This window comes from Flavobacterium sp. GT3P67, from assembly GCF_004349155.1.
In the GTDB taxonomy this organism is placed as follows: Bacteria; Bacteroidota; Bacteroidia; order Flavobacteriales; family Flavobacteriaceae; genus Flavobacterium; species Flavobacterium ranwuense.
Map to the genome: position 1 here is coordinate 84,259 of NZ_SMLF01000009.1, position 16,523 is coordinate 100,781.

At 35.6% G+C, this 16,523-nt stretch carries 12 protein-coding genes; 4 read left to right on the forward strand and 8 right to left on the reverse strand.

Annotated elements, in window-relative coordinates; translation table 11 throughout:
* Positions 1-101 precede the first annotated feature (101 nt).
* Together E0H99_RS14120 and E0H99_RS14125 are read left to right on the forward strand one after the other, a co-directional pair.
* Positions 102-1,442, forward strand: a complete 1,341-nt coding sequence (locus tag E0H99_RS14120; protein ID WP_131996870.1) for a DUF3472 domain-containing protein — start codon at positions 102-104, stop codon at positions 1,440-1,442.
* A gap of 166 nt (positions 1,443-1,608) precedes the next feature.
* Entirely contained in the window at positions 1,609-2,955 is a 1,347-nt protein-coding gene (locus tag E0H99_RS14125) for a Gfo/Idh/MocA family protein (RefSeq protein WP_394346064.1), read from the forward strand.
* 283 nt (positions 2,956-3,238) lie between these two features.
* Here the strand turns inward: E0H99_RS14125 and E0H99_RS14130 are convergent, their stop codons facing one another.
* The 8 genes from E0H99_RS14130 to E0H99_RS14165 all read right to left on the reverse strand — a co-directional run bounded on the left by E0H99_RS14130 (position 3,239) and on the right by E0H99_RS14165 (position 13,445).
* Positions 3,239-5,218, reverse strand: a complete 1,980-nt coding sequence (locus E0H99_RS14130; protein ID WP_131996876.1) for a heavy metal translocating P-type ATPase — start codon at positions 5,216-5,218, stop codon at positions 3,239-3,241.
* Positions 5,218-5,577 carry a heavy-metal-associated domain-containing protein gene (locus E0H99_RS14135; protein WP_131996879.1) on the reverse strand — a complete coding sequence of 120 codons (360 nt, stop codon included), beginning with the start codon at positions 5,575-5,577 and terminating at the stop codon, positions 5,218-5,220. Before E0H99_RS14135 ends, E0H99_RS14130 begins: the two co-directional genes overlap by 1 nt.
* A gap of 32 nt (positions 5,578-5,609) precedes the next feature.
* Positions 5,610-6,872 (reverse strand): efflux RND transporter periplasmic adaptor subunit, encoded by a 1,263-nt coding sequence (locus tag E0H99_RS14140; RefSeq protein WP_131996882.1) that lies wholly within the window; start codon positions 6,870-6,872, stop codon positions 5,610-5,612.
* 11 nt (positions 6,873-6,883) lie between these two features.
* The gene (locus tag E0H99_RS14145; RefSeq protein WP_131996885.1) at positions 6,884-8,245 is read right to left on the reverse strand and encodes a TolC family protein; all 1,362 of its coding nucleotides are present in this window, start codon (positions 8,243-8,245) and stop codon (positions 6,884-6,886) included.
* A gap of 3 nt (positions 8,246-8,248) precedes the next feature.
* Complete coding sequence (locus E0H99_RS14150; RefSeq protein ID WP_131996888.1) at positions 8,249-8,614, reverse strand: four helix bundle protein; 366 nt, start codon at positions 8,612-8,614, stop codon at positions 8,249-8,251.
* A 119-nt stretch (positions 8,615-8,733) separates the two neighbouring features.
* Entirely contained in the window at positions 8,734-11,976 is a 3,243-nt protein-coding gene (locus tag E0H99_RS14155) for an efflux RND transporter permease subunit (RefSeq protein ID WP_131996891.1), read from the reverse strand.
* Positions 11,977-12,083: 107 nt separating this feature from the next.
* Positions 12,084-12,410 (reverse strand): DUF6660 family protein, encoded by a 327-nt coding sequence (locus E0H99_RS14160; RefSeq protein WP_240723490.1) that lies wholly within the window; start codon positions 12,408-12,410, stop codon positions 12,084-12,086.
* A gap of 168 nt (positions 12,411-12,578) precedes the next feature.
* A complete protein-coding gene (locus tag E0H99_RS14165) occupies positions 12,579-13,445 on the reverse strand; it encodes an AraC family transcriptional regulator (protein ID WP_131996894.1) in 867 nt (288 codons plus the stop codon).
* A gap of 111 nt (positions 13,446-13,556) precedes the next feature.
* Between E0H99_RS14165 and fucP the strand changes: the two genes are divergently transcribed.
* Both fucP and E0H99_RS14175 read left to right on the forward strand, forming a co-directional pair.
* Positions 13,557-14,846, forward strand: coding sequence for an L-fucose:H+ symporter permease (fucP, locus tag E0H99_RS14170; RefSeq protein ID WP_131996897.1), 1,290 nt, complete (start codon positions 13,557-13,559; stop codon positions 14,844-14,846).
* A gap of 17 nt (positions 14,847-14,863) precedes the next feature.
* On the forward strand, positions 14,864-16,519 hold the full coding sequence (locus E0H99_RS14175; RefSeq protein WP_131996900.1) for a UxaA family hydrolase: 1,656 nt from the start codon (positions 14,864-14,866) through the stop codon (positions 16,517-16,519).
* Positions 16,520-16,523 lie beyond the last annotated feature (4 nt).

A 16,523-nucleotide genomic window follows, 5' to 3' on the forward strand; every position in this document is an offset into this window, starting at 1 on the left:
AATTAGACAAGAATGATGTTTTTAAAAAAAGTCATTTGTTTAAGAGTAAAAAGTATCAGAAAAGGTAAATCCCTGAATAGAAATAAGTATAAAAAATTAAGATGAAAAACAAAATTTTCGCAAAACTAGTAGCAATCACATTATTGATTTCACTTACTTCTTGGAGTGACAGAAGTAGTGCTATTAATGAGGATAATTCCAAAATGATAATTGAATTTTCTTTGCCTCTAGGTGGAAATGCTTTTAGTTCTATCCCTCTTGGAGAAGTTGAAACCATTACAAAAAATGGAATTGAAAAATGGACCAATTCCGAGGAATATTTTACCGCTTATTTTCGAATTTCTGAACCAGGAGTATTCCAATTCTCAATAGATAAAGAATCATTGGTAGTTCTTGGAAAATCAACTTTAGAATTCACCATAAATAGCGAATCCAAAAGAGTTGAATTCAACGATACCAAAAAAGATTCTTATCAAATAGGACGTTGGGAAATTAAAGAAGCAGGTTATGTTGCTTTAAAAATAAAAGGGATCAGCAAGAATAAAAGTAATTTTCCTGCTATTTCAAAATTAACAATTAACAGTTCGATTGCTAAAGATAAAATTGCATTTGTTCAAAATAACGAAGGAAGTTTTTATCATTGGGGAAGAAGAGGACCATCTGTACACTTAAGTTATCAAGTGCCTGTAGATAAAAACATCGAATGGTATTACAACGAAGTTACGGTTCCAAAAGGACAAGATATTATAGGTTCTTATTATATGGCAAATGGCTTTGCAGAAGGATATTTTGGTATGCAAGTTAACTCTGGTAAAGAGCGTAGAATATTGTTCTCCGTTTGGAGCCCATTTGTAACAGATGATCCGAAAAGCATTCCGGAATCTAAAAAAATTAAACTCCTTAAAAAAGGTTCAGACGTAAAAACAGGCGAATTCGGTAATGAAGGTTCTGGAGGTCAAAGTTATTTGAAATACAATTGGATCGCTGGGAACACGTATAAGTTTTTACTTCGTGGAACTCCGCAAAACGATAATTCAACCACTTATACCGCTTACTTTTTTGCACCTGAATTAAACAAATGGCAATTAATCGCCAGCTTTAACCGTCCGGAAACTAGTACTTTTTTAAAACGATTTCATTCATTTTTAGAAAACTTTTCTCCGGAACAAGGGAATATGTCTCGCGAAGTATTATTCAAGAATCAATGGTATTGTGATGATACCGGAAATTGGACAGAGGCAAACTCCGCAAAATTCACAACAGACAATACTGGTACTATTGGCTACCGTATGGATTATTCAGGAGGTTTGTTAAATAATGATTCATTCTATTTGAAAAACGGAGGTTTTTTTAATAATTTCACTAAAACTCAAAGTGTTTTTACAAGACCATTAAGCGATAAAAAGCTTGATATTAATTTAAAAAATTTGCCTTTAAATTAAAACTATTATTGCATCGGTTTTTTAAACCAAGCTGTAAATAAAATGATTTGATTCAAAACAGAACAGCATAAAGTTGATAGTCGATAAGAGACTGTCTTCCCTATTTTTTTTAACTATTTAATTTACCATTAAAATGAAATCTACTATTTTTAAATCACTATTAATTATGTGTTGCCTTTTAGGATGGGTTGGTTCGTCTGCCCAAATGATAAAGACTCCTGCTCCAAAACGTGATAAAGGACAAACGGATGTATTACGTCTTGCTACAGCTCCCATTCCCAATGTTCGTATTGCATTTATCGGTTTAGGTATGCGCGGTCCAGGTGCAGTGGAGCGTATGACTCATATTCCGGGAGTTGAGATTGTTGCGTTGTGTGATATGTTGGAAACCAACACTAAATCGGCAAATGAAATTCTTACTAAAGCAGGACTTCCTAAAGCAAAAGAATTTTTTGGGGATGAAAATGCTTGGAGAAAAGTAACTGCTCTTCCTAATGTAGATCTTGTATATGTAGCAACAGATTGGAAAAACCATGCGAAAATTGGCGTTCAAGCCATGAAAGATGGTAAAAATGTAGCTATTGAAGTTCCTGGAGCAATGACAATGGAAGAAATTTGGGACTTGATTAATACCTCCGAAAAAACACGTAAACATTGCATGCAATTGGAGAATTGTGTGTATGATTTCTTTGAATTGACCACATTAAATATGGCTCAACAAGGATTGTTCGGCGAAATTCTTCATGCCGAAGGGGCATATATTCATGGTTTGCAACCTTTCTGGGGTGAATATTGGAACAACTGGCGTATGGATTATAACAAAAAACACCGTGGAGATATTTATCCAACACACGGGATGGGACCTGCTTGCCAGGCGCTAAATATCCACCGTGGTGATAAAATGAACTATTTGGTTTCTATGGATACTAAAGCAGTTGGTAATCCGGCGTATATTAAAGAAAAATCTGGAATAGAAGTAAAAGACTTTAGAAACGGGGATCATACAATGACCATGATTCGTACGGAAAAAGGAAAAACAATCCAAATCCAACATGATGTTACTTCTCCTCGTCCTTATAGCCGTATGTATCAAGTTAGCGGAACAAAAGGTTTTGCAAACAAATATCCAGTTGAGGGTTATGCATTGGATTCAAAAGCAATTGGGTCTGATATTGCTCCAAATCATGAAAACTTAAGTGCACACAAGTTTGTACCTGCAGAGGTAAAAAAAGCATTAATGGAAAAATACAAGCATCCAATTGTTAAGGGAATCGAAGAACAAGCTAAAAAAGTTGGCGGTCACGGAGGTATGGACTTCATAATGGATTATCGTTTGATCTATTGCCTTCAAAAAGGGCTTCCATTGGATATGGACGTTTATGACTTGGCGGAATGGTCTTGTCTTGTTCCATTAACGGAAATTTCTCTTGATAATAATTCGACTCCTGTTGAAATACCTGATTTCACTCGTGGAGGTTGGGACAAATTAAAAGGTTTAGAGTTTTCTAAATAAGAAAAAATAATTATTTTTTTAAGTAAACCCGCTCCTACCAGAGCGGGTTTTTCTTTGTAGCTGTAGAACAAGTTTTACATAAGCTTTGATAATGTTCTACATTTTGTTGTTATCAAGATGGTTACTTTTGTTGTTTATTTATAAGACCAACAAGTGGATTTTCTGTAAATGAAAAAAAAATGCATGAAGCTAATTTTGGAACCATCCAACAACCTATTTTTCGTTCGGTTTAAACGATAATCTTCCGAATAATTTTCAAGTACTCCCGATAAATGTCTCAGACTTAAAACTTCATTCGCTGTATTCTCACCGCATTCAAAATCGCCAATAAAGCTACACCAACATCGGCAAAGACGGCTTCCCACATGGTGGCTAATCCTCCTGCACCAAGAATTAAAACAATGCCTTTAACCACAAATGCCATTGTAATGTTTTGCCACACTATTTTCTTAGTTTGTTTTCCAATGCTTATGGCTGTAAAAATCTTTACAGGCTGGTCGTTTTGAATGACAATGTCTGCAGTTTCAATAGTTGCGTCACTTCCTAAACCGCCCATTGCAATTCCGGCATCGGCAAGGGCAACTACGGGTGCGTCATTTACACCATCGCCAACAAATGCAATTTTTAGGTTTTGTAATTTCAATTCCTCGACTTTCTCGACCTTGTTTTCTGGCAATAAATCACCATAAGCTTGGTCAATGTTTAATTCTTTTGCAACTGCATCTACAACGGCCTGTTTATCACCCGAAAGCATTACGGTTTTTACGTTTATTTTATGCAAATTCTGAATCGCTTCTTTGGCGTCTTCCTTGATTTCATCGGCAATTAGAAAATAGCCTGCATATTTTTGATTGATTGCAATAACGATAATCGTGAAAGGTGTATTATCGATTTCGACATCATAACTGATATTGAATTTTTTCATCAATTTGACGTTTCCTGCCAAGATTTCATTCCCGTCCACTTTTCCTTTAAGGCCATGACCTGCAATTTCTTCTACAGCAGTAACGGTTGCATTTTTTTCTGCCCCTTTTGCATATTCGATAATAGCAGTCCCAACGGGATGTGTCGATTTGGTTTCGAGCGCGGCTGTATATTTTACTAATTCGGCTTCCGGAATTTCCACAGCAACGACTTTTTGTACTTTGAAAACCCCTTTGGTCAACGTTCCCGTTTTGTCCATAACCACCACTTGAATGGATGCCATTAGATCCAGAAAATTAGATCCTTTAAATAAAATCCCATTTTTACTCGCTGCGCCAATTCCGCCAAAATATCCTAATGGAATAGAAATAACCAAGGCACAAGGGCAGGAGATAACCAGAAAAATTAAGGCTCTGTACAACCAATCATTGAATGCATAATCATCTAAAAATAAAATGGGCAATAGGCAAATGGCAATTGCAAGTAGCACTACAATTGGCGTATATATTTTAGCAAATTTTCTAATGAATAATTCGGTTGGTGCTTTTTTGGCTGTTGCTTCCTGCACCATTTCTAAAATTTTTGATAATTTACTATCGGTGTAAACAGTTGTCACTTCGACCAGAACAACCGTATTCAGATTAATCATTCCGGCAAGAACGGTTTCGTCTTTTTGTTTGGTATCCGGTTTACTTTCTCCTGTTAGCGCTGCGGTGTTGAACGAGGCCGTATCAGAAAGTAGTTTTCCGTCTAATGCTAATTTTTCTCCAGGTTTTAATTGAATAATTTCTCCAATGGCTATTTCAGATGCTTTTTTTATAGTCGCATTTTCTCCATTCATTACTGTTGCTTCATCAGGTCTTTGGTCTAATAATAATTTGATGTTTGTTTTTGCTCTTTGAACTGCCAAGGTTTGAAACACTTCTCCAACGGCATAAAAAAGCATAACCGCAACACCTTCGGGATATTCGCCAATAGCAAATGCACCAATGGTAGCAATACTCATCAATAAAAATTCCGAAAACACTTCTCCTTTGCGAATGCTTTCCAATGCTTCTTTCAAAACAGGGAAGCCTACCGGAAAATAGGCAACTACATACCAAATTATCCTTGCCCAACCTGTAAACCAAGTTTGCGGTAAATAATTATCAAAACCAATGGCAACAAGAAGCAAAACGAATGAAATAATTGCGGGTAAGAACATTTTAATCAAACTGTCATTTCCACCAGAATGGTCGTGTCCATCATCATTAGAATGTTCTGATTTATAGTCAACGTCAACGGTACAACATCCCGTTTGCTTGTCGATTTTGCTTTTTGCATCATATTTCTGTTCCATTATTCCAATCCTTTACAACAATTATCTAGTCTTTCGTAGCCTGCAGGATCTGCTTTTACATCATCGGCATCATAACCCAGTTTTGAAATAGCCACTTTTATAGTTTCTAAATCTGTCTTTTTAGGATTAAAATATACTGTAAATGCCATTGCCTTATCATCAAGAGTGTACATTTTTACCCCATTAATTTTTAACATTTCTGTTTTAAATTTTAAGCCACACGTTTCACATTCCTTGCAATGATCGCAGTTTAATGTTGTTTTGATAACAACTTTTTGATTATTTTTTTGGGCTACAGCCGTATTTGAAATAAAGAATACGGCGATTAACAGGATTGTTGTTTTTAATAATTTTCTCATTTTTAGTATTTTTAAGATTTATAAATTAATTTTTAATGGTCATGACTACCGCCACCTTTCATAGCTGACAAGAGATAGAATGCTCCTTTTACCACAATTTTTGCATCGGCAGGAATTTCTGCTACAAATTTAACTTCGGTGTAGCCTAAATCTGTTGTCCCCGGAATTACTTCAATGGCTTTAAAGTGGACTTCTTTATGTATTTCCTCTTTGCCTATTGCCTTTTGCTTATTGCTGACTGGCACTTCATGATCTTCTTCCTGAATAAAGATAAAATATTTATCCCCATTTTTTACAATTGCCTCTTTTGGCAAGGAGGGAACCGTTGTATTGTGAATGTTGATATTAGCCGAAACATACATTCCGGAAATTAAACCTTTGGCATCGCCCGGATTAATTTTAGCATGCACCGCTACGGTTTTACTCTCATTAGAAAACGATTTATTGATGCCGAATATTTTTCCTTTGATCGATTTATTCGATTGGTTGGTTAAAACAAAATCTATTTCCTGACCTACTGAAATAGTACCTAAATCTTTTTCATATACATTCAAATCCAAGTGCATTTGGCTGTTGTCGACTACTTCAAAAAGTGTAATTCCAGTATCAGCAAATGCCCCTTTTGAGATGTTTATTTTTCCAACGTAACCGCTAATTGGCGATACAATTGGCACTAAAGAACTGCTGCTGTTTGGGCTTACATTCAAGGCGGCTAATTTGGTTTTAGCGGCTTGTGCTCTGGCTTTCTCGACAGCTAGTTTTGATTTTACTTCTTGAAATATTTTTCGGGGATTTACGTTTTCATCGCTTAAAGTTTTTTGACGATTGAACTCTAATTGCAAATATTCTATAGTGGCTGTTGCCGATTTATAATCTTCCTGCATTTCAATAATATCAAGATTTTGTATGGTTGCGAGTACTTTTCCTTTATTTACAAAAGTGCCTTCCAGTATATAAATATCCTTTACAACACCACTAATTAAGGTTGAAATATTCGCCGCATTCTGTGGCGGAACTGTGGTGTAACCGTTGGCTTTTATGACTGTATTTAAATTACGATTTTCCACAATACCAAATTCAATGCCGACTGTTTTGAATTGTGTTGCAGTTAAAGCGACCTCATTTTCGGATTTTTCTTCTTCTTTCACTTCTTCTGTTTTTTTATTGTTACATGAGACCAGAAAAAATATGCAATAGACAATGGGCAATAAAAAATAAGTAAATCTGTTTTGCTGAAAATTACCTATTGTAAATTGCTTATTGCTTATTATTTTGTTTTCAAATATATTTTTCATTTTTTAGATTATTAATTGTTAGAAATGGATGGAAATTGCAGCTGAATAGCACTTTGATTGAATGAATTTAGCGTTTCAGCATGTTGCTTTTTAATATCAATTGCCTGGTTAAGAAAACTGATATAGGTCCAATACGTCATATCGCCGTTGGCATAACTTTTTTGAGCCGTTGTAATAATTTGTTCGGCATATTGCAGACCTTCATTCTGGTAATATTCTAACCCTTTTTGTTGCTTTTCAAACTCGTTTCGTAATTCCTGCATTTGTAATCGCAGCGAAAGTTTGTTTTTATCTAATTCTAATTGCGATTGCGAAATACTAATTGCTGATGCTTTGGCTTTAGCGGTATTCACACCACCAAATAAAGGAATTTGTAAACCTGCCGTAAATCCTTGAAAATAGGATTTCGTATCAATTGTTTGTGCAAAATAACCCAATCCTAATTTTGGCGTTCTTTGTGCTTTAAATGTATTTGCTTCTTTTTGGTACACCGAAATTTGTTGTTGATAATACTCGGTCACTAAACTTTCAACTTTTGATTTATTTGTATCCGTTAGGGATGAAAACTGTAATGGAGTCGCACTGTCCGGAACAATATTTAGTTCCGTTTGAACAAAAAACTGCAATTGTTTTTGATAAATAGCCAAGTCATACGCTAATTGTGCTTTTTGGGTTTCAATTTCTTTAACCTTTGCTTTTGCACTAATGACTTCGATATTTCCACTTTCGCCAGTATTGAAACGAAGGGTTGCATTTTTAAGGAATTTGGTATAAATAGTGTTCAATTCATTGTTTAATTTTTGAATAGAAACACCAAATAGATATTGATAATAGGATAATGTTACGGCTTTCTCTATTTCATATTCTGACAATGCTTTACGCCTTTCGGCAAGTTTTACCAATTCTTCCTGTAGTTGTCGATTGGCTTTGGTAATTTTTCCGATAGGGAAATATTGTTGTATCGAAATATTATGGTCGTAGTCCTTGCTGTTAAACTGTCCGCCTTGATACTGAATCTGTAAAGGATCAACTTGAAAAGCAGTTTTTTTGAGTACGGTCTGTTTTTCAATTGCTGCATCGGCAATTTTTAAATCGATATTGTTTGATTTAGCCATTTCGATAGCTTTTTCTAAAGAAATAGGCAATTGGCAATAAGCAAAATTGCAAGTTAAAAATAATAGGCAAAAAGCAAATTTGCTTCGCAAGGAATTAGCAAAAAGCAAATTTACTTTGCAAGAAATAGACAATGAACAAATTTGCTTCGCAAGAAATTTGAAATCGTCAATTGCCAATTGCCTGCTTTTTTTTATTGCCAATTGCCAATTGCTTATTTTTTTAAATTGCCAATTGCCAGTTTTTTTATATTTTTTCATTGCTTAATATTTTTCAGGATTATTTATCATATGAAATAATAATTTTCCAACTTCTTCATTCTGAGAAATAAGATTTTGTTTTATTTCAACATTTATATATTCACACGCAAATGCAAACTCAATCCAAATTCCTGTTTCAGAATTTTCAGCATCGCAATCGGTTAGTTTTGATATGAAATGTGCCGGATATCTTTTTTTGCGGTAAGCTTCAGCAAGGTTTGTAGATACAATTCTTGAACTTCGACGTACTTGGTCAGTTAAAGAATATTTTTCTTCTTTTGGAAATGATTTACTTATTTCAAAAATTTGCATTGCTAACAAAAACGATTTTTTAAAAACTGTTGTCTCTTTAAAACTATATACACTCATTTTTTTATTGTTTTTTTTAAATTATAATAATCCTTGGAATCACCATCAGCAAAAAACTAATTATTTGTTCCCAATTGCTTATTGCTTATTTCAAATTGCTAATTGCTAATTATTTATTCTTAATTGTTTGTTTCAAATTGCTTATTGCTAAATTTTTCAAATAATAAATACAAAATCGGTAAAACGATTAGCGTTAATAATGTTGCCGAAAATAATCCGCCAATAACAACAGTGGCTAATGGTTTTTGGACTTCGGCACCGCCACTGGTCGATAATGCCATAGGTAAGAAACCTAACGATGCAACCGCGGCAGTCATTAAAACGGGGCGTAATCTTGTTTTTGTTCCTATTAAAACACGTTGCAAGGGGTCGGTTATTCCTTCCGCTTTAAGTTGGTTGAAATAAGAAATCAATACAATTCCGTTTAATACTGCGATTCCAAACAAAGCAATAAAACCTATTCCTGCCGAAATACTAAACGGCATGCCACGCAACCACAATGCAAATACGCCACCAATGGCTGATAATGGAATGGCTGTAAAAATCAATCCTGCTTGTTTGAAACTATTGAAGGTAAAAAATAACAATACTAAAATTAATCCCAAAGCAATAGGTAAGGCTACTGAGAGTCTTTTTGTTGCTTCAATCAAGTTTTCGAACTGACCACCATAAGTGACATAATAACCTGCCGGAAGTTTAAAATCTGTATCTAGTTTTTGTTGAATTTCTTCGACTACACTTTTAATATCACGACCGCGAACATTTAATCCAATTGTAATTCTTCGTTTACCATCTTCACGGCTCACTTGCACCGGACCTTGTTCATAATCGATTGTGGCTACTTGCGAGAGCGGCACTTGTTGCCCGTTTGGTAACGGAATAAATAAATTGCTAACATCGGTAATGTCCGTTCTGTTGGCTGCATCCATGCGAACGACTATATCAAATCGTTTGCTTTCTTCATAAATTTTTCCGGCAGTTTCCCCTGCAAAAGAAGAACGAATAATTTGGTTTATATCCGAAATATTTAGACCATATAAAGCGATTTTGCTGTAATCGTATTTTACCGTTATTTGAGGTAAACCCGTTACTTTATCCGCTTTCAAATCGCCAATCCCTTCTATATTGTTAATTTTCGAAATAAGTTCTGTCGCTTTTGTATCTAAAACTTCTAAGTCATCTCCAAAAATCTTAATGGCAATATCACTCCGGCTTCCTGTCATTAATTCATTGAAACGCATTTGAATGGGTTGCGAAATTTCTATTGTTGCACCAGGAATGGCTTCCATTGCTGACTTCATCAAATTGGCTAAATCTTCCCAATTGTCGGCAGAAGTCCATTCGCTTTTGTCTTTGAGCACAATAATTAAATCGCCACTTTCAATAGGCATTGGATCGGTTGGAATTTCCCCACTACCAATTTTTGTTACGATTGTTTTTATTTCAGGGAATTTTGCTTTTAGGATTTTCTCGTATTCTGTAGTGGTTTTAACCATTTGCGAAAGCGAGCTTCCAGTCATAATAGTGGCATTAATGGCTAAATCACCTTCTTCGATGGTTGGGATAAATTCGCCTCCCATATTTTGAAAGATAACAATAGCCAATACGAACAGCCCTAAAGCAATCGCTAAAACGGCTTTCTTAAATTGTAACGCTTTATCTAAAAATGGAGTGTATATTTTTTCAAACCAAGCCATCATTTTATCACTGAAATTGGGTTTGTGTTCCGTGTTTTTTGATAAAAACATCGCGCTCATCATAGGAACATAAGTCAATGATAAAATAAATGCTCCAATGACAGCAAAGCCTACGGTCATTGCCATCGGTTTGAACATTTTCCCTTCGGTACCCACTAATGCTAAAATGGGCAGGTAAACAATCAAAATTATAATTTCTCCAAAAGCGGCACTGTTCCGGATTTTTGAAGCCGATTTATAAACTTCGCTATCCATTTGCTCCTGAGAATATTTTGAATTGACAATAAGCAAATCAGCTTCGCTGGCAATAGGCAAAGTTCTTTCAGAAGCAATTGGTAATTTTCCTTCATTGCCAATTGCCAATTGTCCATTGCTAATTTCTAATTGCCCATTATTTTTTTTCTTATACAAATGATGCATCGTTGCTTCGACAATGATTACCGCGCCGTCGACTATAATCCCAAAATCGATGGCACCTAAACTCATCAGGTTTCCGCTTACGCCAAAATAATTCATCAGTATCACAGCAAAAAGCATTGCTAACGGAATTACAGAAGCAACAATTAATCCGGCACGAAGATTTCCAAGAAATAAGATCAATACAAAAATCACTATTAAGGCTCCTTCGAGTAAATTTTTAGTGACTGTTCCAATGGCGCTATTGACTAATTTTCCTCTGTCGATAAAAGCTTCGGCAACCACCCCTTCGGGTAATGTTTTGTTAATCTGGATCATTTTTTCATTAATCCGATTGACTACAGCACTAGAGTTTTCACCTTTTAGCATTAAAGCTAAACCACAAACAATTTCACCTTTTCCGTCTTTTGTGGCAGCTCCGTATCTTAATGATATCCCTTCATTTACGGTGGCTACATCTCTCACTAGTACTGGCGAACCATTTCGGTTTTTGACTACCACATTTTCTAAGTCTCTAATGCCGGTAGCCATACCAACACCTCGAATAAAATAGGCATATTGGTCTTTTTCTATGTAGGCGCCTCCGGTATTTTGATTGTTTTTTTCTAAGGCATCAAAAATTTCAGTTATGGTTACGCCCAGACTATTTAAAGTATTGGGATTTACCGAAATTTCATATTGTTTTAGTTTTCCACCCCATGTACTGACTTCTGCAATGCCTTCAATTCCTTGTAATTGAGGTATAATAATCCAGTCCTGAATGGTTCTTAATTGGACTGCATCATATTTATCTTCATAGCCTTTTTTGGCATATACATCGTATTGATATATTTCTCCAAGTCCGGTTGTAATAGGTGCTAATTCTGGTGAACCTGCATATTTTGGGATGTTTTCTTCGGCTTGCTTTAGCCGTTGAAAAATTTGTTCTCTTGCCCAATAAATATCCACATCATCTTTAAAAACAACTGTAACTACCGAAAGTCCAAAACGAGAAATACTACGAAGCTCTATGACTTTTGGTATTGTTTTCACGGCTTGTTCCAGTGGATACGTGATCAACTGTTCTACTTCCTGACTGGCTAATGTAGGGGCGGTAGTAATGATTTGTACCTGATTATTAGTCACATCGGGTAAGGCATCTAACGGTAAATTTTTAAGGGAATAACTGCCCCAAGCTATAAGTACAAGGGTAAGTAAAAGTATAATGAACTTGTTCTTTATACTAAATTGTATGATTTTGTCTAACATTTTTATATTATAATGAATGAGAAAAAGGGACAACTAATTGCCCTTTAAATACTGTGGAAAAACCACAACTTTCTGACCCGAATCCCGAAGTGTCGGGACGGGCATCATTATACTATTTGTGGCGGTTGCCAAATGCTTCCGTAGAAACTGGAAGCAAAAACGGATTTGTAAGAAGGTAGCTGAATGGTTATAACAGCCGAAACTACTGAAAAAGCAAAAGAAATACTTGGCTGATAACTTAATACCTGTGCGCCACAACAATTACAAAAACAAAAGGGCGAACAAGAATCTTTCTCTTTATCGTGGGAATGTTCCTCATTATTTGACGTAAGTTCTGTCAAAGCATGTGCAGGACTATTTACTTCCATATCTGCGCAAGGCAAACAAGAAAGTGCTATCAGGTAAATTGATGCTATAGTTGTAATCCATTTCACAAATGTAAAAGTAGGAATAAAAATTAAATGATTTAAATATTTTAAAGGGCGATTTAAAAAACCAGTAAAATCTAGCAGCTTAACTTGTTCTCTAATGTGACCCTTACAGGAAATTCGCAAATCATTTCGGACAAGATTTAAGGCACTTACTAAGAAGCCTTAAAATACTTAGTTTCCTGAATTTTTCTTGTATTCTTTTGGAGTGGTTCCTGTTAATTTTTTGAAAAGTTTATTGAAATTGGAAGCGGTTTTGTAACCACATTCATAAGCGATTTCAGACATGCCCATATCGGTTTCAATAAGAAATTTGCAGGCATTGGAAACTCGAATTTCGTTGAGGTATTCCACAAAATGTTTTTTGGTTTTTAATTTAAACATTCTGCAAAACGAAGTTGGAGTAAGATTGGCAATTTTTGCAATTGCAATAAGTGAAATGTCTTCCTTATAGTTTTCTTTTACATATTCAAAAACGTCTGAAAGACGATCATTTTTGGTTTGATCATTTACGGTAGTATAAGCCTCACTGTTTACAAAAGAGAGATCGCTACTTTCTGAAAGAATAGACAATATCTCGAAAAGACCAATGATAATTTCGAAGTCCTTTTTTTTAACTAGTTTCTCTAGTTTTTTTGCAATAAGTTCATTTGTTTTTCCGGAAATAGACAAACCTCTAACGCCTTGGTTGAAAAGAGTATTTATTTTTTGGGTTTCTTTCAATTCATAAAAAGCAGGGCCAAATAAGTCTTTATTAAAATAAACTACTATGGCTTTTGCTTTTAGTTTATTAATCCCTTGATAATAGATTTCGTCATTAAGCCATACATGAGGGATATCTGAACCCAAAAAAACCATATCGCCAGACTCAAAAGGTTCCACAGAATTTCCGACAATTCTTTTGCCGTGACTTTCTTTTATATAGACCAATTCGAGTTCGGGATGGGAATGGAATGGGGATTGAAAAAATGATTCTTCACGAGAAATAACAGAAATAGAACTGTTTAAGTAGGAGGTTATTTTTGTTTTTTCAATTTTCATTTATATCTAAAGATAATTAATAATTAAACAAAGATAATAATGAATTAATAAATATACTTTAGTCATTATATCTTTCGAATTCCAAAACAATATAAATTTAATATAATACCTATGGCATTAACATCTGAGTCGGTTTTGCAAAATAAAGCATTTTCTAATGAAAAAAAAAGCTGGATGTTCCCATTTATATTGGTTACCAGTCTGTTTTTTTTCTGGGGATTTGTTCACAATCTGGATCCTATTCTGATTCCTCATTTAAGAAAAGCATTCAATCTTTCGGATTTACAATCTTCCCTGATAGACTCTTCTGTTTTTATCGCTTATTTTGTTATGGCTTTGCCTGCGGGTTATATTATGCGGAAGTATGGTTATAAATCAGGAATCATGATTGGATTGGTCTTGTTTGGTATCGGATCCATATTATTTGTGCCTGCGGCCAATTCATTGCAATATATTTACTTTCTGGGGGCTTTGTTTGTCATTGCCTGTGGATTGACATTTCTGGAAACCGCTGCCAATCCGTATGTAACCATATTAGGACCTGCAGAAACGGCAACCAAAAGATTGAATTTTTCACAGTCTTTCAACGGATTGGCGGCTTTCATAGCTCCAACGTTTATTGGACCAATGATTTTATCTGGTAAAAATTTGACCGAAGCAGAGATGGCAAGTATGTCGTCAACGGAATTAAGCACTTATTTAGCTTCAGAAGCGGCAAGCGTAAAAATGCCGTATCTTATTTTGGGCTTGATTATTCTGGCTGTGGCGGTAATATTTTATTTTACCAATATGCCAGACGTTAAAGACGATGATAAAGAAGGAACCGATGGAGCCAGCTTTGGAGGAGCCTTAAAATCAATGAAATTAAGATGGGGGATTTTGGCCCAATTCTTTTATGTGGGAGCGCAAGTTTGCGTAGGAAGCTTTTTTATAAAAATGGCCACTACTACAGCCGGTCTTGAAGAGGATACTGCAGCAAAATATTTAGGTTTTTTCGGATTGGCATTTATGTTAGGGCGTTTTGCAGGAACTTTTTTGATGCAATACATTCAACCAAGAAAGTTACTGATAGCGTACGCGACCATCAATATTATCTTATCGATATTGGCTATAATGGGAACAGGAATGGTAGTGGTTTATACTTTAATTGCCATCGCATTTTTTATGAGCATTATGTTTCCAACCATTTTTTCTATGGGAATTGACGGATTGGGACATAATACTAAGATTGGGTCATCATTGATTGTGATGTCGATTGTAGGAGGCGCATTATTGCCTCCTGTATTAGGACTAATTTCAGATATGACAGGTAATATTCAATATGGTTATACGGTGCCCTTAACTTGTTTTGCAGTAATACTATTGTTTGCATTCAACGCGCATAAAACAAATAAAGCATAAATTCTATTTATAATAAGATGTTAAAAAACGAAGCAAAAAGATTGGTGGTAAAAATGCACCCAGAGGATAATGTACTGGTGGCTTTAACTGATTTAGCAAAAGAGGAGAAGGTGGTTTTTGAAGAAGAAACTTATGTTCTTCAGGAAGCCATTAAGGCAAAGCATAAATTTTACATGACTAATTTAAGTTTTGGTGATGAAGTAATTATGTATGGGGTATTAGTAGGTAAAGTGCAGAATGATGTTACCAAAGGCAGCCTGATGACTACGGCAAATCTGAAGCATGCTGCTGAACCTTATGGATACCGTCATGTTGATTTTGCATGGCAGGCACCTGATGTTTCGAAATACAAAGACAGAATTTTTAAAGGATATAAAAGAAAAGACGGTCGTGTAGGAACTGCCAATTATTGGTTGTTTGTACCAACGGTATTTTGTGAAAACCGAAACCTTGATGTAATAAAGGAAGCCCTGCATAATGAATTGGGTTATTCAGTGAGCGATAAATACACGCAGTATACCCACCAATTATTGCAGGCTTATCAAAACGGAGAGGACGTTGATTCGGTTAACATGCTGCTTACGCCAACAACCAGCACGAATCGCGTGTTTAAAAATGTTGATGGAATCAAATTCCTGAATCATCAAGGAGGTTGTGGTGGTACGCGTCAGGATTCCGTTACTTTAAGTTCGTTGTTAGCTTCTTATGCTAACCATCCAAATGTAGGAGGTATTACACTATTGAGTTTAGGATGCCAACATTTGCAGGTACAGAATTTTATGAATGACCTTAAAAAACAAAATCCATCTTTCGATAAACCATTACTTGTTTTTGAACAACAGCAATCGGACAGCGAAGAGCAATTGATTGCCGATGCGATCAAAAAAACATTTAAAGGATTAATTGAAATAAACAAACAAGAAAGAACAGCAGCTCCTTTAAGCGAATTGTGTTTAGGGGTTAAATGTGGCGGTAGCGACGGTTTCAGCGGAGTTTCAGCAAATCCTGCCGTGGGTTACACTGCTGATTTACTGGTAGCTTTAGGCGGTAAAGTATTATTGGCAGAATTCCCGGAGTTGTGTGGAGTGGAACAAAATTTAATTGACCGTTGTGTTACGGAAGAGGCTGCGAAAAAGTTCATCGATCTTATGCAATCTTACGATGCTTTGGCACATAAAGTGGGTTCTGGTTTTCACATGAACCCTTCACCAGGAAATATAAAAGACGGATTGATTACTGATGCCATCAAAAGTGCGGGTGCTGCCAAAAAAGGCGGAACAGCACCAGTGGTAGATGTATTGGATTATACAGAAATAGTTTCTAAACCGGGATTAAATTTGGTATGTACACCCGGAAACGATGTGGAGGCAACAACTGGTAAAGCGGCATCTGGTGCAACATTGATTTTGTTTACCACGGGATTGGGGACGCCAACGGGTAATCCTGTTTGTCCGGTGATTAAGGTGGCCACTAATTCAGTTTTGGCTAAAAAAATGAGCGATATTATTGATATTGATTGTGGTCCGGTCATTAGTGGTGAAAAGACCATTGAAAAAATGGGAGAAGATATTTTGGAATATTGCATTAAAGCGGCCAGTGGCGAAATTATCCCGAAAGCGGTATTACTAAATCAGGATGATTTTATTCCTTGGAAACGCGGAGTGTCTTTGTAAAAAA

What these genes read in the sequence shown, in the direction of transcription:
- E0H99_RS14120 (WP_131996870.1), top strand. Translation starts at nt 102, where the DNA reads ATGAAAAACAAAATTTTCGCAAAACTAGTAGCAATCACATTATTGATT.
- E0H99_RS14125 (WP_394346064.1), top strand. Translation starts at nt 1,609, where the DNA reads ATGTGTTGCCTTTTAGGATGGGTTGGTTCGTCTGCCCAAATGATAAAG.
- E0H99_RS14130 (WP_131996876.1), bottom strand. Translation starts at nt 5,218, where the DNA reads ATGGAACAGAAATATGATGCAAAAAGCAAAATCGACAAGCAAACGGGA.
- E0H99_RS14135 (WP_131996879.1), bottom strand. Translation starts at nt 5,577, where the DNA reads ATGAGAAAATTATTAAAAACAACAATCCTGTTAATCGCCGTATTCTTT.
- E0H99_RS14140 (WP_131996882.1), bottom strand. Translation starts at nt 6,872, where the DNA reads ATGAAAAATATATTTGAAAACAAAATAATAAGCAATAAGCAATTTACA.
- E0H99_RS14145 (WP_131996885.1), bottom strand. Translation starts at nt 8,245, where the DNA reads ATGAAAAAATATAAAAAAACTGGCAATTGGCAATTTAAAAAAATAAGC.
- E0H99_RS14150 (WP_131996888.1), bottom strand. Translation starts at nt 8,614, where the DNA reads ATGAGTGTATATAGTTTTAAAGAGACAACAGTTTTTAAAAAATCGTTT.
- E0H99_RS14155 (WP_131996891.1), bottom strand. Translation starts at nt 11,976, where the DNA reads ATGTTAGACAAAATCATACAATTTAGTATAAAGAACAAGTTCATTATA.
- E0H99_RS14165 (WP_131996894.1), bottom strand. Translation starts at nt 13,445, where the DNA reads ATGAAAATTGAAAAAACAAAAATAACCTCCTACTTAAACAGTTCTATT.
- fucP (WP_131996897.1), top strand. Translation starts at nt 13,557, where the DNA reads ATGGCATTAACATCTGAGTCGGTTTTGCAAAATAAAGCATTTTCTAAT.
- E0H99_RS14175 (WP_131996900.1), top strand. Translation starts at nt 14,864, where the DNA reads ATGTTAAAAAACGAAGCAAAAAGATTGGTGGTAAAAATGCACCCAGAG.